Genomic DNA, 23740 nt, shown 5'->3' with positions numbered 1-23740 from the left:
GTTACGACGGATATTTACGCTTGTCAGGCGCAGGCGGGAAGTACTGATAGAGCCAGGTTTCGCTGAGCGTCCGGTCTTGAGTCTTGATGTACATACGCATCTGCACCGGCTCGACCGAGTCGCTGTCTGGCAGCCAGTCGAAAATGATCCGATAACCTTTGATGTCCGGCAGCACGAGGATGTTGAACTCCTGCAGCTTGCCGTGCGAGACGGTCACGATAGGTTCGATAGCGGTGCCTTCCGGCAGGCTTTCCAGGCCGCCGCCGTTGAAGTCCACGGCAAAGCGTCGGGCCCAGAACTTCGGGTAATGCTCGCCCGGTGCCCAGCCTTCCGTGAAACCGCCCATACCCGAGCGAGTGGCATGCACTTGTGCCAGAGGCGTACGCACCGGTGGCAGCGGGGCCCAATACAGCTTGTAGCCGTAATTGACCGACTGACCGGCCTTGATCTTGTCCTTCGGCGTCCAGAACACCACGATGTTATCCATGGTCTCGCCGGTGGTAACGATTTCCACCAGATTGACCGCGCCTTCACCCCATGGCGTCGTCGGTTCTACCCACAGGCTTGGACGACGGTGGTACCAGTCAACGGTGTCTTGATAGCTGGCGAACTCATGGTCGGTCTGCACGAGACCGAAACCCTTGGGGTCTTTATCGGCGAAGGCATTGAATTGAAGGCTGGGCGGGTTGTTCAGCGGGCGACAGATCCACTCGCCGTTACCGCGCCACATGGCCAGACGATCCGAGTCGTGGATTTGCGGGTGAATGGTGTCGCACATCCGGCGCTCGTGGGTGCCGCAGCTGAACATGCTGGTCATCGGCGAGATGCCCATCTGATCGATGTCGGTACGCGCGTTGATGTTCGCGTCGATGTCCATGACCACCTGGCCTGACTGGCAATCGATATCGAAACGGTAGGCACCGGTGCAGCTTGGCGAATCCAGCAGCGCGTAAACCACAAAGCGGGTGGCATTCTTGTCCGGGGTTTCAAACCAGAACTTGGTGAAGTCGGGGAATTCTTCCTGACGCTTGGCGTAGGTATCGATGGCCAGACCGCGTGCCGACAAGCCGTATTGCTTGTTGCTGTCCACTGCGCGGAAATAGCTGGCGCCGAGGAACGAGACCACGTCATTGATGGCGATTTCTGGCGCCTTAAACAGCTTGAAACCGGCAAAGCCCAGGTCACCTTTGACCAGCGATTTGTCGATGCCGCTGGACTCGTAATTGAACAGTTCGTGGCGGAAGTGCACTTCCCGGGACTCTTTGGTCTTCGGGTTAACGCTGTACATGCGTACCGGCGTTTTGAAGCCCATACCGACGTGGAAGAAATGCACGTCCAGTTGGCCGTTAAGCTCGTTCCACAAGGAGTGGCCAGCGTCGTATTTGATGGCGTTGAACTGCTGCGGTGTCATGTTTGCCAGTACAGGAGGCAGTACTTGCTTGTTGCTGACGTAACCCCGACCAGCCAATTGCTTGGCGTGGGCTTTCAGTGCATCGAAGTCAAAATGTTCGATTTCGCCGTCGGCCGTGGCGGCCATCGCGCGTGCAGCAAAAAGCCCCGAGGCTGGCACGCTGCTATAAGCCGCCAGCGCCATGGATGCTTTCAGGAGAGTCCTGCGATTCATAAGGTGAAGCCCCTAACGAGTACTGTGCATCCTGCACAAGAAAATTGCGCGCTACGACTCCTTGCTGAACGCCAAAGTACCGACAACAGATAACAAACACAGCATCTGGTTCGAAAAAAACATAAATAATTACGATTTAGATGTGCCGGAATTGTTTCTGGATGGCGCATTCCCCTCTGTGGGAGTGGTGTGTGATCCAGACAATGGCGCGATGATGTGATACCGGCTTTAGCCGGGAATAGGCCGTGACAGGCACTGAAAATGTCGTTAGAAACACTGCTTTCCTGGCTGAAGCCGGTCCCGCGTCAGTTCATCCTGTGGGAGCCGGGCTTGCCCGCGATAAGGGCACCGCAGATATCTGCCCCGTCGCATCAAGCCCATCGCGGGCAAGCCCTGCTCCCACAGGTTCTGCGCAATCCCGTAAGACCGGGTTTGTACTGCTGCCTTCAAGACTGCGTCGGCAACCCGATCACACTCATCGCGGCCTGGCGCAAGGCTTCGGAGCGGGTAGGGTGGGCGTGGCTGATCAGGCCGATGTCATCGGACGATGCGGCGAACTCCATGGCGACACAGAACTCGGCAATCATTTCACTGACGCTGGGGCCTACAAGATGCACGCCGAGAATTTCGTCCGTACGTTCATCCGCCAGGACCTTCGCGAAGCCGTCAGTCTCGTGGTTGACCTTGGAGCGGCTGTTGGCGCTGAACGGGAATTTGCCGATCTTGTACGCACGCCCATCTGCCTTGAGCTGCTCTTCAGTCTTGCCAACGCTGGCCAGTTCCGGGCGGGTGTAGATCACATTGGGGATCAGGTTGTAATTCACTTCACCGGCCTTGCCGACGATACGCTCCAGACATACCGTCGCTTCGTCTTCGGCCTTGTGCGCGAGCATTGGCCCTGAAGTGACGTCGCCAATCACCCAGACATTATCTGCCGCCGTACGATGGCCTTTGTTCTCGAGCATGCCGCGTTTATCGACTTCAAGGCCGACCGTCTCCAGCCCCAGACCTTTGGTGAAAGGCCGCCGCCCGATGGAGACCAGCACGTAATCGGCTTCGATCAGCTCCGCTTCGCCACCCGCGGCAGGCTCGACACTGAGATTCACGCCGTGATCTGTTGTGGTCGCGGCGGTAACCTTTGAGCTGAGTTTAAAGGTGATGCCCTGGCGCGATAGCGAACGTTGCAACGTCTTGCCCGCTTCCAGATCCGTGCCGTGGGCAACGTGATCAAGGTATTCCACCACCGTAACTTTTGCGCCCAGACGGCGCCACACCGATCCCAGTTCCAGACCGATAACACCTGCGCCAATCACCACCAGATGCTTGGGCACTTCTGGCAGAGACAGCGCGCCGGTGGAGTCCAGAATGCGTTTGTTGTCGATCTCTACACCGGGCAGCGGGGTAGGCTCGGAGCCGGTAGCGATGATGATGTCCTTGGCTTGCAGCTCGGTCTCCACGCCTTGAGCGTCGGTGACGATGACTTTGCCCGGGCCTGCGATGCGTCCCCAGCCTTTGATCCATTCTGCCTTGTACTTGCGAAACAGGAACTCGATGCCCTTGGTCAGGGCCCCCACGCTGTCGCCTTTCTGTTTCATCATCTGCGCCAGATTAAGCGTCGGCGTAACCTCGATGCCGAGCTTGGCGAATTCCTCACCCGCAGCCGACTCGTACAGCTCCGACGCGTGCAGTAGCGCCTTCGAAGGAATGCAGCCGACGTTCAGGCAAGTACCGCCCAATGTTTCACGGCCCTCAACGCAAGCCACGCTCAGGCCCAACTGACCGGCACGAATGGCTGCGTTATAGCCGCCCGGGCCGCCACCGATAATCACAACGTCATAGCTGCTCATAGCCTTCTCCTTTTGTCGTGGACGCCGCGCTGTCATGTGGCAAACGCGGATCCTGTAGGAGTGAGCTTGCTCGCGATAACGGTCGACCTGTTGAGAAGTTGCCGTCTGGTCTGACGCTATCGCGAGCAAGCTCACTCCTACAGGGTCGACGTTTGCCTCCGACAGGGCATGGGTTTAACGGAGTGCAGTACCCAAAAAATCAGGTGATCACCGTCTTTAAATTATGGTTGTAATATTTACTGCTTTGGGCGTCAAGCACAGGTCTTGATTGCCAGTACTGTCGACAGGAAATGCGCTGCCAAGCGCGTCGTAGATGTGAGCGTAGAGCCTCGCCCGAAATGTGCCCCGTACCTGACAAAAATTTCACTGTTACTGTTATATCGTAACGCCATATCCTGTCGGTTCAGCCCGCCGCAATTGCCGGGCTATGGCAGCAACATTCGGTGAGTTCTGGGGCGTCGATGCGGGTTGATCTGGATGTTGAACACGGCAGCCTTAACGGTCTGCCCAGGTTTCAAAGAGCCGCGGTTCATGCGGCGCGGCTGCAACGCCTGACCTGGACAACGGGTGGCGCAGGTATTTCTGGATTGATTCTGGCGTTGTTCGCTGACTTGTTCGCAGCGAATACGCTGTGGGCTGCGGTGCTGGTTAACGCTGCGGTAGCGTTGTTGCTGTTAGCCGCTGCTCTGCAGTCCGCCCACGGCGTTGCGCAATGGCGTGCTTTGGCGTTGAAAGGCGGCGAGCCTCAGGTTGCGCCGTACATCCATGAGCTTGAGGACACTGGCTGGTATGAGCGGCTCCTTGCGCGCATCAGCAACCTGGGCAGTTCGATGTTGGCGCAAATTGGCGCGCCTACCCTATGGCTGGCCGGCTGGGCAGTGCTGGCGCTGATCTGCCTGGAAGCCGTTTGGGATCTATCACTGCCGGGTAATGATCTTTCACGAATGGGCAGCGTCGCGGGCAGTGCGGCGGTGTTGTTGGCGTTCGGCCTGCTGGTCCTTGAGCGCCAGTTCAGTGCTGAGCAGGCCGAGTGGCCGGAAGCTGCGCAACTGGCGCAGATGACCCGCGTGGCGATTGCGGTGCTGCTGATCGGTGCGGTGTGTCTGTTTTTCTCCAGCGTCGAACGCCCATGGACAGCCCGGTTGGCGGTGCTGAGCGGATTGTCGCCGGGCCTCGTTGCCATCGAACTGCTGATCCGCGCGGCGTTATCGCTATTCAATCCGCGTAATCCCCGCGTCGAGCCGCGTCTGACGGCCAGCAGTTTCATGGCGGGCCTGTTGCGCTGGCCGCCGCAACCTTTGCAGGCCCTCCAGCACGAATTACATAACCGTTTTGGCATCGACCTGCGGCAGATCTGGGCCTTCACCTACATGCGGCGGGCGTTTCTGCCCATCTTGGCATCAGTCGTGGCGCTGGGGTGGGCGCTCAGCGGTGTGCATGAAATCCCCATGCAAGGACGCGGCATCTACGAGCGTTTCGGCAAGCCGGTAGAGGTGCTCGGGCCTGGATTGCACGTTGGCCTGCCCTGGCCCTTTGGCCGGGTATTGGCGGTTGAAAACGGTGTGGTTCACGAACTGGCCACCAGCGTCGCCGATGCGAGCGGTGTCACTTCTGCTCCTGTGTCCGATTCAGCAGAAGGGCCAGCGCCGGCCAGCACCAACCGTTTGTGGGACGCCAGCCATATCAATGAAAAGTCCCAGGTGATCGCCAGCAGTGCAGGCGACAAGCAGGGCTTTCAGATCGTCAACATGGACGTGCGTCTGGTCTATCGCATCGGCTTGAGCGACGAAGCCGCCATGGCCGCCACTTACAACAGCGCCGATGTGCCGATGTTGATTCGCAGCACCGCCAGCCGGGTGCTCGTGCACGACTTTGCTTCGCGGACGCTGGACGAATTGCTGGGCGAGCAGCGCTCCGACCTTGCGCGTGATATCGGCAATGCGATCCAGGCAGACTTGCGGCGACTCGACAGTGGTGTGGAGATTCTTGCCACGGTGGTTGAAGCCATTCACCCGCCTGCGGGAGCGGCCAACGCTTACCACGCGGTTCAGGCCGCGCAGATTGGTGCTCAGGCGCTGATTGCCCGGGAGCGGGGCGCGGCCAGCAGCACGTCCAATGTGGCGCAACTCAACGCCACTCAAACCCATGACAAAGCCACCGCCAGCGCTCGGGAAGTCATGGCTAACGCTCAAGCCGCGCAACTGCGTTTCAGTGCCGAACAGCAGGGTTACGCCAGAGCGGGGCAGGCGTTCTTGCTTGAGCAGTACCTGACGCAACTCAGCCAGGGCCTTGCCCACTCGAAAATGCTGGTGCTCGATCACCGTCTGGGCGGGGCGAACAACGCGCCGACCATCGACCTGCGTACCTTCACCCTACCGGCAGACCCAACGGCGCCGCGTAAAGCCGTTCAGTAAGGAGTCGTCCCTTGAGTCTGTTTCATAACCACGATCACGCCGGTCACGATCACAGCGGCCACGGCCATGACGGTCATCATCACGGTCACCACCATCACGGCGAATCATCCGGCTCTGCCGCCTTTCCATGGCGTCGGGGAATGCTCGCGGCATTGTTGATCGCGTTTGCCGTGGCAGCGGCCAGTCTGGTTCAGGTTCGCTCGGGCGAGGCGACGGTCATTACCCGTTTCGGTAATCCTTCGCGAGTGTTGCTGGAGCCGGGTTTGAACTGGCGCTGGCCTGCGCCTTTCGAGGCGGCGATACCGGTGGACCTGCGTTTACGCACCACGTCCAGCGGCTTGCAGGATGTCGGCACGCGTGACGGGTTGCGCATCATCGTTCAGGCCTATGTCGCGTGGCAGGTTCAGGGCGATGCGGACAACGTGCAACGCTTCATGCGAGCCGTGCAAAACCAGCCGGACGAAGCGGCGCGGCAGATCCGCACGTTTGTGGGTTCTGCGCTGGAAACCACGGCCAGCAGTTTTGATCTGTCGAGTCTGGTGAACACCGACGCCAGCCAGGTGCGGATCAGCGAATTCGAAAACCAACTGCGTCAGCAGATTGATCAACAATTGCTCACCACCTATGGCGTGCGCGTCTTGCAGGTCGGGGTTGAGCGTTTGACCCTGCCTTCGGTGACGCTCAACGCCACTGTGGACCGGATGCGTGCCGAGCGCGAAACCATCGCTACCGAACGCACCGCCGTGGGCAAGCGCGAAGCGGCGCAGATTCGTTCGGCAGCCGAGCGTGATGCGCGAATCGTTGAAGCAGACGCTACGGTCAAGGCCGCCGATATCGAAGCTCAATCCCGAGTCGAAGCCGCGCAAATCTACGGCCGTGCTTATGCCGGTTCGCCGCAGTTGTATAACCTTCTGCGCTCACTGGACACGCTCGGGACCATTGTTACCCCCGGCACCAAACTGATTCTGCGCACCGATGCCGCGCCGTTCAAAGTGCTGGTTGATGGCCCGCCCACGCTGGATGGCTCTCCAACGCCGAATGGCAAAGCCGGGTCGCAACCATGAGTGAGCACGGCGCCTCAGGCAATCAACGACCGGCCTCGAACAACCCATGGTTGCAGGCCAGCCGTTTGGCGTTTCTGGCCCTTTATGGCGTGACGATTCTGGCAGCGTTGGGTTGGGCAGCGTCCAACGTGCGGCAGATCGATCCGCAAAACCGTGCCGTGGTGTTACGCATGGGCGCACTGGAGCGAGTCCAGAATGCCGGGCTGCTGACAGCCTGGCCGCAACCGTTTGAACAAGTGGTGCTGCTGCCGTCTGCGGACCGGGTGATTGAACGGCGTGTGGAGACTTTGCTGCGTTCGTTCTCGGCTGTGCAGGCCGACAAGGCTGCAAGCTTTGCGGCACCCATGAGCGATGCGCTGGCCGGGTCGGGTTATCTGTTGACCGGGGACGCCGGGGTGGTGCAACTGGACGTCACGGTTTACTACAAAGTCAGCGACCCGTACGCCTTCGTCCTGCAGGGTGATCATGTGGCGCCAGCGCTGGACCGACTCGTCAATCGCAGTGCCGTGGCGCTGACGGCGGCGCGGGATCTGGACACCATTCTGGTCGCTCGCCCCGAGCTGGTTTCGGCCGACAGCCAGTCAGCCGAACGACGTGAACGCCTGCGTGGCGATCTGGTGCGCGGTATCAATCAGAGGCTCGCAGAGCTGAGTGCCACGGGCGTCGGCATTGGTATCGAAGTAACCCGTGTCGATGTTCAATCGAGTTTGCCCGGTGCAGCCATCAACGCTTTCAACTCGGTCCTGACCGCCAGCCAGCTCGCTGATCAAGCCGTGGCGAATGCGCGCAACGACGCTGAAAAGCTTATCCAGACGGCAAACCAGCAGGCCGATCGTACCTTGCAAGTGGCGCATGCCCAGGCATCCGAGCGTCTGGCCAAAGCTCAGACCGATACGGTCACGGTGGCCAGCCTGAGTGAGTCGATGCACTCCGGGAGCGACCCCGGTTTGCTGCAACGCCTCTATCGCGAACGCGTGCCAAAAATCCTCGGCCAAGCGGGTTCCGTGACCGCTGTCGATCCCCGTGACGATTCCCGCCTGATCATTCAGGGAGCAGAACAATGAGTGGCGAAGCCGTTCACGAATCAGCAGGGCAGAGCATGCTCAGCGCCCCGGAAAAACGCAGCGCTGCACGACAGTTGACCTTGGCGATGCTGGCGCTGGGGCTGTTGGGGTTGGGTCTGATCTGGCGTTTTGTCGCGCCGGATCAGTTTGGCGTCAGCCAGCTTTTGTTGGGCGCGGCTTCCGTGCTGGTGGCGATCCCGGTAGTCAGCGCCGGTTGGCACAGCCTGCGTTATCCCAGCCTGCACGGTGTCACTGATCAGTTGATCGCGCTGGCGATGCTGGGCGCCTGGGCTACCGGAGACCTGATGACGGCCGCACTGCTGCCCATCATCATGATCTTTGGCCATGTGCTGGAAGAGCGCAGCGTCATCGGTTCTCAGGAGGCTATTCAGGCGCTGGGCCGCCTGACCCGCAGCCATGCGCGGCTGATCAAGGCCGATGGCAGCGTGGAGGAAGTGGATAATTCGACGCTGGCTGCGGGGGATCAGGTTGAAGTCCGTGCGGGCGATAGGGTGCCCGCTGACGGACGAGTGATCTCGGGTCAGGCCAGTCTGGACACCGCGCCGATTACCGGTGAGTCAGTGCCACTGGAGGCCAGGGCCGGGATTGAAGTGTTTGGCGGGGCGATCAATCTGGATGGTCTGCTGCATATTGAAGTGACGCGCACCGGTCAGGATTCCACACTGGGCAAAGTGATCGCGCTGATGCAAAGCGCCGAGCGCTCCAAGCCACCGATCACCCGGCTGCTGGAGCGTTATGCGGGCAGCTACATGGTGCTGGTGTTGCTGATTGCCGCAGTGACCTGGTTCGTCACCAATAACGCTCAGGCCATGCTCGCCGTGCTGGTTGCCGCTTGCCCGTGTGCGCTGGTGCTATCGGCTCCGGCGACGGCCATCGCAGGTATCGCCGTGGCGGCAAGACACGGGATTCTGATTCGCAGCTCGGCCTTTCTGGAAGAGCTGGCCGACCTGACTTCTCTGGTCGTCGACAAGACCGGCACCCTGACTTTTGGCACGTTAAGAATTGAGTCTGTGCATAGTGTGGGGCCTGAGTCGCCGCACTTTCTGCCATTGGCGGCAAGCCTGGGCAGCGCGAGCAGTCACCCTGTCAGCCGCGCGCTGGCCAGTCTGATTGCCAAGGATCAGCAGTTGGCGCTCAGCGATATTCGCGAGCTTCAGGGTTTGGGTGTGGTGGCGACGAGCGAACTGGGCATTGCTGCACTGGGCCGTCCCGAGTTGTTCGAGCAACTGGGCATCACCACCGCAGTGGTCCCGATTCACGACGGTCCGATTGCCGGTCTGGCACTCGACGGTGTGTTTCTCGGTTGGCTGTTGCTGGCCGATACGCTGAAGCCAGAGGCCCGTGCAGCCTTGGTTGAACTGCGCGAGCTGGGCCTGGGCAGGCAGTTGCTGCTGACCGGTGACCGGCAAACCGTGGCGAACACACTGGCACTGGAAGTCGGCATTACCGACGTGCAGTCACAAGCCTTGCCTGAGGATAAGTTGACCCGGGTACGGGCTGAAATCAGTCGCGGCTTCCGGCCGATGGTGGTGGGCGATGGCATCAACGATTCCCTCGCCCTCAAAGCAGGTGTCGTGGGGGTGGCGATGGGCGCGGGTGGCGCCGATATTGCGCTGGCATCAGCAGATATCGTGTTGATTGGCAGTGATCTGCGAAGGCTGGGAACCTGTGTTCGACTGAGCCGACAATGCCGTCGAACGCTACAGGTCAACGTCATCATCGGTCTGGGTTGGACCCTTGCGATTGTGGGCCTGGCTGCTTTCGGCTGGCTGGGCGCGGCCGGAGCAATGGTCGCCGCCATCCTGCACAACCTGAGCACGCTGCTGGTGCTGGGTAACGCTGGCAGACTGCTGCGATTGCATGAGCCGTTGGGCGAATTGTCAGCCGCAGCGCGCCATTGACTCTGTAAGGGTCGCGCAAACGGCGGGCTAGAGCGGTCTGCTAAGTATAAAAAATTGCTTGAGCTTTGAAGAACTCTGTTACAAATTAATAGTCAGTCAAGTAGAGCGCTGCATTTCCAGCGTCATGGCTGTCTCGAATCAGGTGGGGTACAGGGCTGTTCCCGGAAGTCGATTCGTAGTTATTGGTTATAGACCCTATAGCGGGCCAGTCCTATTGCAGGACTGATCCTCGACTACGCTTTTTCAAGTTCTTGATCATTGGGGGTTTACTCAAATGCTCGCGCAACTTCCACCGGCCCTACAGAATCTTCACCTCCCGCTACGTCTCAAGCTCTGGGATGGTCATGAGCTCGACCTCGGGCCTATGCCCAGCGTCACTATCGTCGTCAAAGACCCCCGACTGGTTTCCGACTTCTCCCACCCAAGCCTCGATCTGCTGGGCAGTGCGTTCGTGGAAGGTCGGCTGGATATGGAGGGCTCCATCAGCGAAGTCATGCGGGTTTGTGATGAGCTGACTCAAGCACTGGGTGATGATGAGGATGACAGCAGCCCGGTCCGCTCCCACCATGATAAAGCGACTGATGCGGCGTCGATTTCCTACCATTACGATGTTTCCAACGAGTTCTACCAGCTCTGGCTGGACAAGGAGATGGTGTATTCCTGCGCCTATTTCAAAACCGGCAATGAAAGCCTTGAACAAGCGCAGCAAGACAAATTCCACCATCTGTGCCGCAAGTTGCGGCTGAAGCCGGGCGAGTACTTGCTGGATGTCGGCTGTGGCTGGGGAGGCCTGGCCCGTTTCGCCGCGCGAGAATACGGCGTGAAAGTGCTCGGTATTACCTTGAGTCGCGAGCAACTGAAGCTGGCCAGAGCCCGCGTCAAGGCTGAAGGCCTGGAGGACAAGGTTGATCTGCAGTTGCTCGACTATCGGGACCTGCCTCAGGACGGTCGCTTCGACAAAGTGGTCAGCGTAGGCATGTTTGAGCACGTGGGGCATGCCAACCTGGCGCTTTATGCCCAGCGCCTGTTTGGCGCGGTGAAGGAGGGCGGGCTGGTGATGAATCATGGCATTACCGCCAAGCATATCGACGGTCGTCCTGTGGGGCGCGGTGCCGGTGAGTTCATCGGCCGCTATGTTTTCCCGAACGGCGAGCTTCCCCACGTATCGAAAATCAGTGCTGACATCAGCGAGGCGGGGCTGGAAGTAGTGGATGTCGAAAGCCTGCGCCTGCATTACGCTAAAACCCTCGAGCACTGGAGCACCCGACTGGAAACGCATCTGGAGCAGGCCGCTGCCATGGTCCCGGAACAAACGCTGCGCATCTGGCGCTTGTACCTGGCTGGCTGCGCCTACGGGTTTGCCCATGGCTGGATCAATCTGCATCAGATTCTGGCGGTCAAACCTCGCGCCGATGGCAGCCATGATTTGCCATGGACGCGCGCAGATATCTATCGTTAGTTGATCAATGTGCAATAGTTTTCACGCAGTCTGCGTAAGAGCGCGCGAGTACCGCGAGGCCACGATAGCGATGCACCAGACGGGCCGCCATCGCGGCCTCGCGGTGCTCGTAAGCAGCTCCTACAGAAAAGCATTCCAGATCAGATAGTTATTTTTGAAAGGAGCGGGCCTTTCCCCTGTCACTTCAGAGGATCGGTGAAATCAACCGCGCGATGCGCATTCCTAATTGTTGCAAGTGGTGCGTTTCCCGGCTTTCCTGTTCCGAGACTTCATGCGCCAGTGCGAAATCGTCGTTAAGCATCTGCTCCACTTCGCTGGCGAAATCACCGTCGACGGTGAGCAACATCAGTTCGAAATTCAGGCGAAACGAGCGGTTGTCGAGGTTGGCACTGCCGATTGCGGTGATCTCGTTATCGACCAATACCACCTTCTGATGCATGAAGCCGGGCCCGTAACGAAACACCCGGACACCTGCGCGCACTGCTTCGAAGGCGAACAAGGTTGAGGCGGCATACACCACGTAATGGTCCGGACGTGAGGGCAATAGCAGCCGCACGTCCACACCGCGCAACACCGCAAGGTGCAAGGCGGCCGACACTGCTTCATCAGGCACGAAGTACGGACTGGTTATCCACACCCGCTCCGTTGCGGCGTGGATCGCTTCAACGAAAAACAAGGAGCAGGTTTCCTGCTTGTCCGCCGGTCCGCTCGTCAGCAATTGGCATAGCACGCCATCTTCCGGGAAGCTGTCCGGCAGGCTCAGGGGCGGTAATTCCCGTGTCGCCCAGAACCAGTCTTCGGCAAATGACTCCTGCAAGCAGGCAACCACTGGCCCGATGACTTGCACATGGGTGTCGCGCCAGGGGGACAGCGGCGGTTTGAGGCCGACGTACTCGTCGCCGACGTTGTGCCCGCCGAGGAAGCCTTTCGTACCATCAACGACCACGATCTTGCGGTGATTACGAAAGTTGATCTGGAACCTGTTGAGCCAGCCGCCGCGCGTCGCGAATGCCTTGATCTGCACGCCACCTTTGCGCAGTTTTTCGCTGTAGCTGCCCGGCAGTGCGTGACTGCCGATGCCGTCATATAAAACGTAGACGGCCACGCCTTCAGCGGCTTTTTCTAAGAGCAGCTCCTGCATGCGTCGGCCCAACGCGTCGTCATGGATGATGAAGAACTGAATCAGGACCGTCTGCTTCGCCTCGCGGATGGCGTCGAAGATTGCGCTGAACGTCGCATCGCCATTGATCAGCAGCTTCACCTCGTTATTGGCGAGTGCCGGAGTATTGCCCAGTTTTGGCATGGCGCGTAGTGACGCATACGCTTCCGAGCGTCTGGCGGCGACGGCCTCTTCAATCCAGGGGCGCCAGTTCATATCACTGATGGCGGTGCGCATTTCTTCGTTAGCCTGACGTCGCGCCTTGATATACGCATCAAATGAACTGCGACCGAACACCAGATAGGGGATCAGGGTGAAATAGGGGATAAACAGCAGCGGCATTGCCCAGGCAATCGAGCCTTGCGCAGTCCGCACTGTCAGCAATGCATGAATCGCGGCGATAATCCCGAGCAGATGAATGAATCCAATGACATAGCCGAAGAAATACGGGCTGTGGTAATCCATTCGTGATCTTTCCTTAGGCACCATTGCTGCTTAACAGACCACAGCGGGTGCGGATTGTCGCTATTTTATTCACGGTGCAACTGGCTGCATGATCTGCCGTCTAAGCCTCATCGTCCGGCGGCCATGTGCGGTTGCTCCTGTCCCTCAAGGGTTGAACAAGGATCCAGTAATGAAGAAATCCACTTTGGCATTGATGTGCTGTCTGGTTGCGCCATTGGCTCAGGCGCAAATGCTGCAACCCGGTCTGTGGGAGTTGACGTCCAGCAACATGCAAGTGGATGGTCAAGCCATGCCAGACCTGCAAATGATTCTGGGGCAGTTGAAAAACCTGCCGCCAGAACAGCGCGCCATGGTTGAGCGCAATCTTGAAAATCAAGGCGTAACGCTGGCGGGTAAAGGCGTGCGCTTTTGTCTGACCGATGCGCAGGTAAAAGGCGATGACATCCCGCTGACTGATCCAAAGTCCGGCTGCACGCAACGCATCACCGAGCGGAATGGTAAAAACTGGAAATTCACCTTCAGTTGTCCAAAAGCTCAAGGTAATGGTCAGGCTCAGTTCTTGAGCGATCGAGAGTTCACCACCCATGTGATCGGCACATTCAATGCCACCGGCCAACAGCAGAACGGCAGCATGGACACCCGCGCGGTATGGCAGGGCGCGCAGTGTGGTGCGGTCAAACCACGGACCTGATTTACATACTTCCCTCGGCGCTCCAGCTACTCTGAGCGACAGCGTCGTGGGCGTGCAGGCTTTCAGCGTGCACGACTTTCACCGTGAAGGACTTCAACAGCGGGTTGCGTTGCAGTGAGCGATGCAGGCGTCTTGCAGCATCCTCACAGAACATCAGGTTCTGCCCGTTCGCAAGAGCGAAAGCCTGCTCGTCTGCACGCTTGACCGCCGTCTGTACGGCGGTTCCGAGCGCTGCTTCAGCTTGGTCGATCAAGTGCTGAAGTGGAAATTCTTTAGTTAATTCATTGAGTTGCACGTGCAAGTGCGCAGTGCTGCGTTGGCTGTGCGGCGTTGCAACGATACCTTCGGCGGTGCCTAGCCAGTCAAGAACACTTTGATAATCCAGCTCCGCGCTGGCGAAGTCTTCAGTGAACTGCTGCTGGATGAGCTGCCTTGCCAGAGCTGCTGAGCAGGGACAGGTGGATGAGTAGCCCACGTCAATTTTTAGTTCCACGTGGAACATATCGCTTTCAAGACTCGCCAATATGCTGATTGGATAGGCTTTCCAGCCTGCCAATGGGCTAACCAGCGCCGGGCGTTTGAGCAGGCATTCGGTATGAATATTCAAATAGGCACGTTGAGACAGGCCTTCGTGACTTTCTAGAAAACACAGCAACACCTCCTGAACTGAGAGAGGCGTTAGCTCCTTGCCCTCCATCAATTCAAGCGCCAGATACAGGCGCGACATATGGATGCCCCTCGCGCTTCCATCCTCCAGGCTAACGCCTGCATCGACTTTCGCGCTGACGTGGTGTCCTTCAATGCATACGGGCAACGCGATTCCACACATACCCACCCAGTCCAGCGGCTGTGCCTGGCGGGAGGCTTGCGATGCAATATCCGGAAGTGAAGCAAGTTTCATGAAAGAGGCCATCAGTCGAGTAAATCATCACGTTATACTATAACTATAATTTCGACGATTTCTTTTTTGGGCTGGGATGCTCTTCACTTTTGAACGGGTCATCGCATGCACCGCCGTCAGATTCTGCTTAACCTGTTGCTGGTCAGTGCTGCCTTCGCATTGCCGCTAGGTGCCAACGCTGCTCAGATCCGCAATGCCCGTCTGTGGCGTACCGACGACAAACTACGTCTGGTACTGGACCTCAGTGGTCCTGTGCAATACAAAACCTTTACCCTCGGCGCGCCGGACAGACTGATCATCGACATCAGCGGCGCACGTCTGAGCGGGGATTTCAGTCAGCTCGCGTTGCAAGACACGCTGATCAAATCGATTCGCTCCGGGCACTACGGGCAGGGCGATGACACGCGTATCGTTCTCGACCTGACCGGACCCGTGAAACTCAACAGCTTTCTGCTGGGGCCTGCTGGCGATCAGGGGCATCGTTTGGTTCTGGACCTGGGCGCAGAGGGCGCTGCTGCGCAACAACTGGCGGTGCAGCCGGCGCAACGCGCGCCGGTCGTCAGTGACAAACAGCACCCCAAGCGCAACATCATGGTGGTGGTCGATCCGGGGCATGGCGGTAAGGACCCAGGCGCGGTGGGAGCCAAGGGCGAGCGGGAAAAGGATGTGGTGCTTTCCATCGCTCAACTGTTGGCCAAACGACTGAAGCGGGAAAAAGGCTTTGATGTGCAACTGGTGCGCAATGACGACTTCTTCGTGCCGCTGCGCAAGCGCGTCGAGATTGCTCACAAGCACAACGCTGACATGTTTATCTCGGTGCATGCCGACGCGGCACCGCGCCTGACCGCTTCCGGCGCATCGGTATTTGCTTTGTCCGAAGGCGGCGCTACATCAGCGACTGCTCGCTTTATGGCGCAGCGCGAGAACGGCGCGGACTTGTTGGGTGCCACCAGCTTGCTCAACCTTAAAGACAAGGACCCGATGCTGGCCGGGGTCATTCTCGACATGTCGATGAACGCCACCATCGCCGCCAGCCTGCAGTTGGGCAATACCATCCTCGGTAGCCTGGCGAACATCACCACCCTGCATCAAAAACGCGTCGAACAGGCCGGGTTTGCGGTCCTCAAGTCGCCGGATGTGCCGTCGATTTTGGTGGAAACCGGATTTATCTCCAACGCCAAAGACAGCCAGCGGCTTGTGACAGCACGCCATCAACAGGCTGTGGCGGATGGATTGTTCGACGGATTGCAGCGGTATTTTCAGCGCAATCCGCCGGTTGATTCGTACATGGCTTGGCAGCAAGAGCAGAAGAAAACCGGGCAGGTTTAACGTTCTACTGTGGGAGCCGAGCGTGGTTGCGATGAACGATATCGCTGTGTTTCAGGCACTCCGCCATCGCGGCCTCGCGTTGCTCGTGCGCTCCTACAAAGACAGGTTTACTGTTTGCATTGTTATACTATAACATTAATCGGGTGATTGATCGGTGCCTCGCACCGCCATGCGAACAGGGTCAAAACCCTGCAACCTGATGAGAATCCCGATGCCAAACCGCCTTCCTGTAACCGTTCTATCCGGCTTTCTCGGTGCCGGTAAAAGCACGTTGTTGAACTACGTATTGCGCAATCGCGAAGATCTGCGGGTTGCCGTTATCGTCAACGATATGAGCGAGATCAACATCGATGGCGGCGAAGTTCAGCGTGATGTCAGCCTGAACCGCGCAGAAGAAAAACTCATCGAGATGAGCAATGGCTGTATCTGCTGCACCCTTCGCGAAGACCTGCTCGAAGAAGTCAGCCGTCTGGCTCAGGACGGACGATTTGATTATTTATTGATCGAGTCCACCGGCATTTCCGAGCCGTTGCCAGTGGCGGAGACTTTCACGTTTCGTGATGAAGCAGGTAAGAGCCTCACCGACATGGCGCGGCTGGACACCATGGTCACAGTGGTCGATGGGGTGAATTTCCTGCTCGACTACCAGGCGGCAGAAAGCCTTGCGACTCGGGGTGAAACCTTGGGTGAAGATGACGACCGCTCGATCACCGACCTGCTCATTGAGCAGATCGAGTTCGCTGATGTGATCTTGCTCAGCAAGATCGACCTGATCAGTTCCAGCGAGCGCGAAGAGTTGATCGCGATTCTGCAGCGACTCAATGCCAATGCCGAAATCATTCCGATGGTGATGGGCGAGGTGCCGTTGGCGAAGATCCTCAACACCGGTCGGTTTGACTTCGAACGGGCGTCATTGGCTCCTGGCTGGCTCAAGGAGTTGCGCGGTGAGCATGTGCCGGAAACCGAGGAATATGGCATCGCGTCCACAGCTTATCGCGCTCGGCGACCATTTCACCCGGAGCGCTTCTTCAGCTTCATTGATCGCGAATGGACCAACGGCAAACTGCTGCGCTCTAAAGGCTTTTTCTGGCTGGCCAGCAAGCATCAGGACGCGGGCAGTTGGTCTCAGGCCGGAGGTTTGATGCGCCACGGCTTTGCTGGTCGCTGGTGGAGGTTCGTGCCACGTGCGCATTGGCCCCAGGATGAAGAAAACATCACCGCGATCATGGACAACTGGACCTCACAAACCGGTGACTGCCGGCAGGAATTGGTGTTCATCGGTCAGAACATCGACTTTGCGCAACTCACCGCCGAACTGGATAAATGCTTGCTCACCGATGCGGAAATGGCCTTGGGCACCGATGGCTGGGTGGCGCTCCCCGATCCATTTGGACCATGGCATGAAGGGGAGGCTGCGTAATGCTCGCGACGGTATTGAAATGGCAGCCCCGCATCCGTCAGGTTCAGGGTGATACTCCGGCCATCCTTAGCCAGGTATTGGAAGACGATGTGAATCTGGCGGTCTGGCAGCGTCAGTTGCCTGCGCACATCGAAGACTTTGGCGCGCTGCTGCTTTCCCTGAACGAGCCGCTGGCGGAGGCCATCACGCTGGAGATAAGCGATGACGATACGCCGCCGAATCTTCAGAGTTTCGCTTCTGCTTACGCCGACCTGGAAGGCTATGCGGGTTTTATCGCCGACGTTTCATGGCTGATCAGCGCTTATGCCTGCCTGTTGGGGGCCAAGCGAGTGGGCGTTAGATTGCGGGTGCTGGATAAAGCCATGTGCCCGCGTTTTCATGTGGATCACGTACCAGCGCGCCTGATTACCACCTATGCCGGTGTCGGCAGCCAGTGGCTCAAGGAGGGCGCGATCGACCGTCGACAGTTGGGCGACCCACAGGCCGAGCCTCGGGATGCGCTGAAGATCAGGCAAATCAATTGCGGCGACGTGGCGTTACTCAAGGGCGAGCGCTGGACCGGCAACGAAGGCCAAGGCCTTGTGCACCGTTCGCCGCCGTTGCAGCGTGATGAACGGCGGTTGCTGCTGACCCTGGATTGGTTGGCTTAGAAGCATGTTGAGCATGGGATCTGATTTGTGTGGGAGCAGAGCTTGCTCGCGATAAGGCTGGACCCGATCTAAAGCGAACCGCGTTCAGCCTTATCGCGAGCAAGCTCTGCTCCCACAGATACAGGGGTTCCCCCATTCACGGCACCAACCACTTCCCCTGACTCTGCCCCTCACAAAACGGCTTCAAATACTGCGCATCGCTGGCCACGCCGTAATAGTGAATGTCTTCGCGATACGGCATATTGGCGACTTGCGCGTTGCTGCAAATGCCAAAGGCTCCAGTGGGGCATTGCTCCAGAAACGTCACATCGGTTTTCTGCCCCGCGAGTTGCGGCTGGCAAAAGCCGTCATGAAACAATTTGGGCGGGATGTTGCGGTTGGCCTGACAGACTTTAACGTCCAGCCGTTCGGCCTGACTGTGCACCAGACAGGCCTCGGCCCATGCGCTTCCTGCGCTGGTTGCCAGTATCATCCCCAGAAACATCCCGATCCTGGCCTTTAACGCCTTCGTCATAAGCGACCACCATGCTGCAGAACATCCCGACCCACGTCATCGGCGGACCTTTGGGGGCAGGCAAGACCAGCCTCATCAAACATCTGTTGGCGCAGAAGCCGGCAGATGAGCGCTGGGCGATCCTCATCAATGAGTTCGGTCAGATTGGCCTGGATGCCGCGCTTCTGACCACGGCCGACGATGGTATCGCACTTGGCGAAGTGGCTGGCGGTTGCCTGTGTTGCGTTAACGGCGCGCCCTTTCAGATCGGTCTGGGTAGGCTCCTACGAAAATCCAGGCCGCATAGGTTGTTGATCGAGCCGTCCGGCCTCGGTCATCCCGCACAGTTGATTGAGCAGTTGCAGCAAGCGCCCTGGCTGGGTGTGCTCACGGTTCAGCCGAGCGTGATGGTGCTCGACGCAGCGGCATTAGCCGCTGGTCATCCATTGCCACCGAGTCAGGAATCCGCGCTGAACACCGCAGGGCTACTGGTTTTGAATAAGTCAGCGAAACTGGATGCGGTAACACGCCAGCGAATCATTGAGCAATTGCCCTTGGGAGAAGTGATCTGGACCGAGCAGGGCAGACTCTTGCTGACTGAATTGCCTGGCGTATCCACAACGTCCGGTTCGCTTGTGGATAAATCCGCTGTGGATAACCTCTCGCTGCCCAAGAGCTTGGGGCAGCTTCCTGCGATATGGGCAGATCCAGTCCAACCGATTTACCTCAGTCAGAGTCAGCAAGAAGGCTGGAGCATCGGCTGGCGTTGGCACCCTAGCCAGCGTTTTGATCTGAGGCGTCTGGAAATGTGGTTGCAGGGAATGAACTGGCGCCGCGCCAAACTGGTTATCCACAGTGGGAGCGGCTGGATGTCAGGCAACGCCGTCTCGGGGGACGTTGTGCAGTGGCAGGCCAGCGAGTGGCGACGGGATTCTCGGCTTGAATTGATCTTCTCGCAGCCACAGGATGAGGACCGTTTGCAGGTTGAACTGGCTGCTTGTTTGCTCTAGAACAACTTATCCACAAGCCGCGCGTGATTTACTGCTTCCACTTGTTGTGTTCTTGCCGCCATTGGCTCAGCTGGATAATTTCCGCGCTAGGGGGCGGCGTTTTCATCTCGAACGGGTAGGGCGCCAGTTCAATCTGCGCGTTGTGTGCGCCAAACATGGTAATAGTGCCAGGGTGGCGTTGCTCGCCGGTGACAGTGAACTCGAAGTTATACACACGGGCCAGTCGTTTGTGTCCCTGTGCATCTCGGGCAAAGGTCAGTTTGCGCAGCGCCACGTTGCCATCCAGCAACTCCACATCCAGTTTTGCGCAGTGCTGCTTGACGCGCTCCAGGGCGCGTTCGCGCAAACCATGGGCATGCCATAGCCATGCCGCACCAGTGGCCAATAGCATCAGGACAAACATGTTTCCCAAGGTCAGCATGAAGAAGCACTCCAACAAAGTGCCACCAGCTTAACTGTCTCTGGGGATTTGCAGCCATACTGCGCGACTTAAATTTCTTGCTACTGCATTTGCATCGTGTTCAGGAACCCCAGATGAAACGTACACCCCATTTGCTCGCCATTCAGTCCCATGTGGTTTTCGGCCACGCAGGCAACAGCGCTGCGGTGTTTCCGATGCAACGCATCGGGGTGAATGTTTGGCCGCTCAACACGGTGCAGTTCTCCAACCATACCCAGTACGGGAAGTGGGCTGGCGACGTATTGCCTCCGCAACAGATCCCCGCGCTGATCGACGGTATTGCGGCGATTGGTGAGTTGGGCAATTGCGATGCGGTGCTTTCCGGCTACCTGGGCAGCGCCGCCCAGGGCCGAGCAATTTTGGTGGGCGTTGAGCGGATCAAAGCCGCCAATCCTAATGCGCTTTATCTGTGCGATCCGGTGATGGGGCATCCCGAGAAAGGCTGCAGCGTACCCGCCGAAGTCAGCGATTTTCTGCTTGAAGAAGCGGCAGCGGTGGCGGACTTCATGTGCCCGAATCAGTTGGAGCTCGATAGCTTCTCTGGCCGTAAACCTGAGTCGCTGTCCGATTGCGTGGCCATGGCGCGCGCCTTGTTGGACCGAGGCCCGAAAGCCATTGTGGTCAAACACGTGGATTATCCCGGCAAGCCCGCTGACGGCTTTGAAATGTTGCTGGTGACCGCCGATGGCAGCTGGCACTTGCGTCGCCCGCTACTGGCCTTTCCGCGCCAGCCAGTGGGTGTCGGCGATCTGACGTCCGGATTGTTCCTGGCCCGTGTGCTGCTCGGGGATGAACTGGTCGCGGCATTTGAATTTGCGGCCGCCGCAGTACATGAAGTCTTGCTGGAAACTCAGGCGTGCGGCAGCTACGAACTGGAACTGGTCCGCGCCCAGGACCGCACGGCTCATCCTCGGGTGAGGTTTGAGGCGGTGCGGTTGTAGAGTGTGGTCAGCACGGTCCCCTGTGGGAGCTGGGCTTGCCCGCGATAAACGATCACGCGGTGCATCTTATATCTGCGTCTCGTATGTCGCGGGCAAGCCCGGCTCCCACAGGAATAGCATTCCAATTGATAGTCTGTGTCGCCTGATATATCGGGGTTGAGTCTCGCCTTACAGCGTCTCGTCCTTGATTTCCTGATAACGCTTTTCCAGTTCCTGGCGGATCTGCCGACGCTGTTGGGCCTGAATGTAGCGGCGTTTGCCGTCCGGGCTTTCTGGCTCCAGCGGCGGCACGCTCGCCGGTTTGCGCTGGTCATCCACGGCAACCATGGTGAAGAAGCAGCTATTGGTGTGACGCACCGAGCGCTCGCGGATGTTTTCCGTGACGACCTTGATGCCGACTTCCATTGAAGTGTTGCCCGTGTAGTTCACCGACGCCAGGAAGGTCACCAGTTCACCGACATGGATTGGCTCGCGGAAAATCACTTGGTCCACCGACAGCGTCACCACGTAGCGGCCTGCATAGCGGCTCGCACAGGCATACGCCACTTCGTCGAGGTATTTCAACAGGGTGCCGCCGTGTACGTTGCCAGAGAAGTTGGCCATGTCCGGGGTCATCAATACAGTCATCGACAGCTGGGCGTTTCCGGGTTCCATAGCGTACTCACGATCAAGGCGGTTCAGAAATTGCACCTTATGGCGGTGCTTACGGATTCAAGCGTTGTGTGACAGTTATCGGGACGCTTGTTGGCTGTAAGCCGTCACGCGTGACGCCGATCTGTTTCCATATATTGCACCGGCTTTATCAACGAATGTGCAGTGTTAACCTGCAAAAGCCCGTGGAGCGGGCAAATTCTTACAAATTAATCAGATTTCTGCAGTGCAGTAGCTGAATTCTCCTTCGTTTGGCGAGAATTCGGCTGGCAGCAATGCGTTTCATAAGGAGCCGGACCCCATGCATGCCATCAGCTTTATTCAGGACTTGGCAGTAATCATGCTGGTGGCTGGCGTCGTGACCATCCTCTTTCATCGCCTCAAGCAGCCGGTTGTACTGGGGTACATCGTGGCGGGCTTTATCATTGGCCCGCACACGCCGCCGTTCGGGCTGATCCATGACGAAGACACCATAAAGACCCTCGCCGAGCTTGGGGTCATTTTCCTGATGTTCTGCCTGGGGCTGGAGTTCAGCCTGCGCAAGTTATTCAAAGTTGGCGCAACGGCCTTCATTGCGGCGTTTCTCGAAATCACCCTGATGATCTGGATCGGCTATGAAATCGGTCAGTACTTTGGCTGGAGCACCATGGATTCGCTGTTCCTCGGCGCGATCCTGGCGATTTCTTCGACGACCATCATCGTCAAGGCGCTCAATGACCTGAAGATGAAGAACCAGCCCTTTGCGCAATTGATCTTTGGCGTGTTGATCGTCGAAGACATTCTGGGCATTGGCATCATTGCCTTGCTGTCCGGGATCGCCGTCAGTGGTTCGGTCAGCTCGGGCGAAGTGTTCTCCACGGTCGGCAAGCTTTCGCTGTTCATGATCGTTGCCTTGGTAATCGGCATCCTGCTGGTGCCGCGTTTGCTGGCTTACGTGGCGAAGTTTGAAAGCAATGAGATGCTGCTGATTACCGTGCTGGGCCTGTGCTTCGGTTTCTGCCTGCTGGTCGTGAAGCTGGAATACAGCATGGTGTTAGGCGCATTCCTGATTGGCGCAATCATGGCCGAGTCGCGCCAGCTGCTGAAAATAGAACGCCTGATCGAACCAATTCGCGACATGTTCAGCGCAATCTTCTTTGTCGCTATTGGCTTGATGATCGATCCCGCGATCCTGGTTCAATATGCCTGGCCGATTGCGGTCATCACCGTTGCAGTTGTCCTTGGCAAAATGCTGTCCTGCGGGCTGGGTGCATTTCTCGCCGGTAATGATGGCAAGACCTCGTTACGCGTGGGCATGGGCCTGTCACAGATTGGCGAATTTTCCTTCATCATCGCGGCGCTGGGCATGACCTTGCAGGTCACCAGCGACTTCCTCTACCCGGTGGCGGTCGCTGTCTCCGCAATCACAACATTGCTGACGCCTTATCTGATTCGCGGCGCCGACCCGTTGTCGAACCAACTGGCGAGCATCATGCCTCGCCGCGTAGCGCGGGTGTTCGGCATGTACGGTGAGTGGCTACGCAGCATTCAGCCGCAAGGTGAGGGCGCGCTGCTGGCATCAATGATTCGGCGGATTCTGTTGCAGGTCGGGGTCAATCTGGCGTTGGTCGTCGCCATCTTCTTCTGCGGGGGCTATTTTGCCGAGCGTATCGGCGTGTACATCAGCGACTGGGTCAGTGACGTGGGTCAGCAGAAAGCCTGGATTTGCGGGGCTGCCTTGTTGCTTTCGCTGCCTTTCCTGATCGCGGCCTATCGAAAGCTCAAGGCGTTGTCGATGTTATTGGCTGAGATGGGCGTCAAGCCGGAGATGGCCGGCCGGCATACGGCGAGAGTGCGCAAAGTGATCGCCGAGGTGATCCCGCTGCTGTCTTTGCTGGTGATCTTCGTCATGCTCGCCGCGCTATCCGCGAGCATCCTGCCGACAAACGAATTGCTGATTCTGATCGCCGTGATCGCAGCCATCGTCGCGGCAGTGGCATGGCGCTGGTTCATCAGAGTGCATACGCGGATGCAGATCGCGTTGCTGGAGACGCTGGGGAATAATCAGGAGTCGAATGAGCATTAGGTCGGAACGTACGCCCTGTTCTTTTGTGGGAGCGGTGCTTGCCCGCGATAAGGCTGGACGCGGTTCACTTTAGATCGCATTGACCTTATCGCGGGCAAGCACCGCTCCCAC

19 protein-coding genes are annotated in these 23740 nt (G+C 58.3%); 12 read left to right on the top strand and 7 right to left on the bottom strand.

Annotated features, from left to right (window positions below; genetic code table 11):
• Position 1: 1 nt before the first annotated feature.
• A complete protein-coding gene (locus ABRP31_RS27470) occupies positions 2-1624 on the bottom strand; it encodes a glucan biosynthesis protein D (protein WP_349971690.1) in 1623 nt (540 codons plus the stop codon).
• Positions 1625-2070: 446 nt separating this feature from the next.
• On the bottom strand, positions 2071-3471 hold the full coding sequence (gene lpdA / locus ABRP31_RS27465; RefSeq protein ID WP_349971689.1) for a dihydrolipoyl dehydrogenase: 1401 nt from the start codon (positions 3469-3471) through the stop codon (positions 2071-2073).
• Positions 3472-3932: 461 nt separating this feature from the next.
• Between lpdA and ABRP31_RS27460 the strand changes: the two genes are divergently transcribed.
• The 5 genes from ABRP31_RS27460 to cfaB all read left to right on the top strand — a co-directional run bounded on the left by ABRP31_RS27460 (position 3933) and on the right by cfaB (position 11394).
• Complete coding sequence (locus ABRP31_RS27460) at positions 3933-5885, top strand: protease modulator HflK (RefSeq protein ID WP_349971687.1); 1953 nt, start codon at positions 3933-3935, stop codon at positions 5883-5885.
• An 11-nt stretch (positions 5886-5896) separates the two neighbouring features.
• Positions 5897-6949, top strand: a complete 1053-nt coding sequence (locus ABRP31_RS27455; RefSeq protein ID WP_349971686.1) for a protease modulator HflC — start codon at positions 5897-5899, stop codon at positions 6947-6949.
• Entirely contained in the window at positions 6946-8013 is a 1068-nt protein-coding gene (locus ABRP31_RS27450; RefSeq protein WP_349971685.1) for a protease modulator HflK, read from the top strand. The genes ABRP31_RS27455 and ABRP31_RS27450 overlap by 4 nt, the downstream gene beginning before the upstream one ends.
• Positions 8010-9935 carry a cation-translocating P-type ATPase gene (locus tag ABRP31_RS27445; protein ID WP_349971684.1) on the top strand — a complete coding sequence of 642 codons (1926 nt, stop codon included), beginning with the start codon at positions 8010-8012 and terminating at the stop codon, positions 9933-9935. Before ABRP31_RS27450 ends, ABRP31_RS27445 begins: the two co-directional genes overlap by 4 nt.
• Positions 9936-10209: 274 nt before the next feature.
• On the top strand, positions 10210-11394 hold the full coding sequence (cfaB, locus tag ABRP31_RS27440; protein ID WP_087269334.1) for a C17 cyclopropane fatty acid synthase CfaB: 1185 nt from the start codon (positions 10210-10212) through the stop codon (positions 11392-11394).
• A 184-nt stretch (positions 11395-11578) separates the two neighbouring features.
• On the opposite strand, the gene cls is transcribed toward cfaB, so the two are convergent.
• Complete coding sequence (cls, locus tag ABRP31_RS27435; RefSeq protein WP_349971683.1) at positions 11579-13018, bottom strand: cardiolipin synthase; 1440 nt, start codon at positions 13016-13018, stop codon at positions 11579-11581.
• Between the two features lie 169 nt (positions 13019-13187).
• Here cls and ABRP31_RS27430 point away from each other — a divergent pair, with 169 nt between their 5' ends.
• Entirely contained in the window at positions 13188-13709 is a 522-nt protein-coding gene (locus tag ABRP31_RS27430) for a DUF3617 domain-containing protein (protein ID WP_027902491.1), read from the top strand.
• 1 nt (position 13710) lies between these two features.
• On the opposite strand, the gene folE2 is transcribed toward ABRP31_RS27430, so the two are convergent.
• Positions 13711-14610 (bottom strand): GTP cyclohydrolase FolE2, encoded by a 900-nt coding sequence (gene folE2 / locus ABRP31_RS27425; RefSeq protein ID WP_349971769.1) that lies wholly within the window; start codon positions 14608-14610, stop codon positions 13711-13713.
• A 105-nt stretch (positions 14611-14715) separates the two neighbouring features.
• On the opposite strand from folE2, the gene ABRP31_RS27420 reads away from it, so the two are divergent.
• The 3 genes from ABRP31_RS27420 (at position 14716) to ABRP31_RS27410 (ending at position 18009) form a co-directional block, all read left to right on the top strand.
• Positions 14716-15939, top strand: coding sequence for an N-acetylmuramoyl-L-alanine amidase (locus ABRP31_RS27420; protein ID WP_349971682.1), 1224 nt, complete (start codon positions 14716-14718; stop codon positions 15937-15939).
• Positions 15940-16150: 211 nt separating this feature from the next.
• The gene (gene zigA, locus ABRP31_RS27415) at positions 16151-17359 is read left to right on the top strand and encodes a zinc metallochaperone GTPase ZigA (RefSeq protein WP_349971681.1); all 1209 of its coding nucleotides are present in this window, start codon (positions 16151-16153) and stop codon (positions 17357-17359) included.
• Entirely contained in the window at positions 17359-18009 is a 651-nt protein-coding gene (locus ABRP31_RS27410; RefSeq protein ID WP_349971680.1) for a DUF1826 domain-containing protein, read from the top strand. Before zigA ends, ABRP31_RS27410 begins: the two co-directional genes overlap by 1 nt.
• A 136-nt stretch (positions 18010-18145) precedes the next feature.
• On the opposite strand, the gene ABRP31_RS27405 is transcribed toward ABRP31_RS27410, so the two are convergent.
• Positions 18146-18493, bottom strand: coding sequence for an NADH:ubiquinone oxidoreductase (locus ABRP31_RS27405; protein ID WP_372489485.1), 348 nt, complete (start codon positions 18491-18493; stop codon positions 18146-18148).
• Positions 18494-18534: 41 nt separating this feature from the next.
• On the opposite strand from ABRP31_RS27405, the gene ABRP31_RS27400 reads away from it, so the two are divergent.
• Complete coding sequence (locus tag ABRP31_RS27400) at positions 18535-19512, top strand: CobW family GTP-binding protein (protein ID WP_349971677.1); 978 nt, start codon at positions 18535-18537, stop codon at positions 19510-19512.
• Positions 19513-19540: 28 nt separating this feature from the next.
• Here ABRP31_RS27400 and ABRP31_RS27395 read toward each other — a convergent pair whose 3' ends face one another.
• On the bottom strand, positions 19541-19933 hold the full coding sequence (locus ABRP31_RS27395; RefSeq protein ID WP_349971676.1) for a DUF3301 domain-containing protein: 393 nt from the start codon (positions 19931-19933) through the stop codon (positions 19541-19543).
• A gap of 113 nt (positions 19934-20046) precedes the next feature.
• Here ABRP31_RS27395 and pdxY point away from each other — a divergent pair, with 113 nt between their 5' ends.
• Positions 20047-20913 carry a pyridoxal kinase PdxY gene (pdxY, locus tag ABRP31_RS27390; protein WP_027901707.1) on the top strand — a complete coding sequence of 289 codons (867 nt, stop codon included), beginning with the start codon at positions 20047-20049 and terminating at the stop codon, positions 20911-20913.
• 168 nt (positions 20914-21081) lie between these two features.
• Here pdxY and ABRP31_RS27385 read toward each other — a convergent pair whose 3' ends face one another.
• Positions 21082-21567: an acyl-CoA thioesterase gene (locus ABRP31_RS27385; protein WP_027901706.1), complete on the bottom strand. Its 486-nt coding sequence runs from the start codon at positions 21565-21567 to the stop codon at positions 21082-21084.
• A 298-nt stretch (positions 21568-21865) separates the two neighbouring features.
• On the opposite strand from ABRP31_RS27385, the gene ABRP31_RS27380 reads away from it, so the two are divergent.
• A complete protein-coding gene (locus ABRP31_RS27380) occupies positions 21866-23629 on the top strand; it encodes a cation:proton antiporter (protein WP_087269307.1) in 1764 nt (587 codons plus the stop codon).
• Positions 23630-23740: the final 111 nt, after the last annotated feature.

This window comes from Pseudomonas caspiana (assembly GCF_040224095.2).
In the GTDB taxonomy this organism is placed as follows: Bacteria; Pseudomonadota; Gammaproteobacteria; order Pseudomonadales; family Pseudomonadaceae; genus Aquipseudomonas; species Aquipseudomonas caspiana.
The sequence above is the reverse complement of the archived record's forward strand: the minus strand, read 5'-3'. Positions and strand labels throughout refer to the sequence as shown.

Coding starts and splice junctions, on each gene's coding strand:
- ABRP31_RS27470 (WP_349971690.1), bottom strand. CDS start 1,624: ATGAATCGCAGGACTCTCCTGAAAGCATCCATGGCGCTGGCGGCTTAT.
- lpdA (WP_349971689.1), bottom strand. CDS start 3,471: ATGAGCAGCTATGACGTTGTGATTATCGGTGGCGGCCCGGGCGGCTAT.
- ABRP31_RS27460 (WP_349971687.1), top strand. CDS start 3,933: ATGCGGGTTGATCTGGATGTTGAACACGGCAGCCTTAACGGTCTGCCC.
- ABRP31_RS27450 (WP_349971685.1), top strand. CDS start 6,946: ATGAGTGAGCACGGCGCCTCAGGCAATCAACGACCGGCCTCGAACAAC.
- ABRP31_RS27445 (WP_349971684.1), top strand. CDS start 8,010: ATGAGTGGCGAAGCCGTTCACGAATCAGCAGGGCAGAGCATGCTCAGC.
- cfaB (WP_087269334.1), top strand. CDS start 10,210: ATGCTCGCGCAACTTCCACCGGCCCTACAGAATCTTCACCTCCCGCTA.
- cls (WP_349971683.1), bottom strand. CDS start 13,018: ATGGATTACCACAGCCCGTATTTCTTCGGCTATGTCATTGGATTCATT.
- ABRP31_RS27430 (WP_027902491.1), top strand. CDS start 13,188: ATGAAGAAATCCACTTTGGCATTGATGTGCTGTCTGGTTGCGCCATTG.
- folE2 (WP_349971769.1), bottom strand. CDS start 14,610: ATGAAACTTGCTTCACTTCCGGATATTGCATCGCAAGCCTCCCGCCAG.
- ABRP31_RS27420 (WP_349971682.1), top strand. CDS start 14,716: ATGCACCGCCGTCAGATTCTGCTTAACCTGTTGCTGGTCAGTGCTGCC.
- zigA (WP_349971681.1), top strand. CDS start 16,151: ATGCCAAACCGCCTTCCTGTAACCGTTCTATCCGGCTTTCTCGGTGCC.
- ABRP31_RS27410 (WP_349971680.1), top strand. CDS start 17,359: ATGCTCGCGACGGTATTGAAATGGCAGCCCCGCATCCGTCAGGTTCAG.
- ABRP31_RS27405 (WP_372489485.1), bottom strand. CDS start 18,493: ATGTTTCTGGGGATGATACTGGCAACCAGCGCAGGAAGCGCATGGGCC.
- ABRP31_RS27400 (WP_349971677.1), top strand. CDS start 18,535: ATGCTGCAGAACATCCCGACCCACGTCATCGGCGGACCTTTGGGGGCA.
- ABRP31_RS27395 (WP_349971676.1), bottom strand. CDS start 19,933: ATGCTGACCTTGGGAAACATGTTTGTCCTGATGCTATTGGCCACTGGT.
- pdxY (WP_027901707.1), top strand. CDS start 20,047: ATGAAACGTACACCCCATTTGCTCGCCATTCAGTCCCATGTGGTTTTC.
- ABRP31_RS27385 (WP_027901706.1), bottom strand. CDS start 21,567: ATGGAACCCGGAAACGCCCAGCTGTCGATGACTGTATTGATGACCCCG.
- ABRP31_RS27380 (WP_087269307.1), top strand. CDS start 21,866: ATGCATGCCATCAGCTTTATTCAGGACTTGGCAGTAATCATGCTGGTG.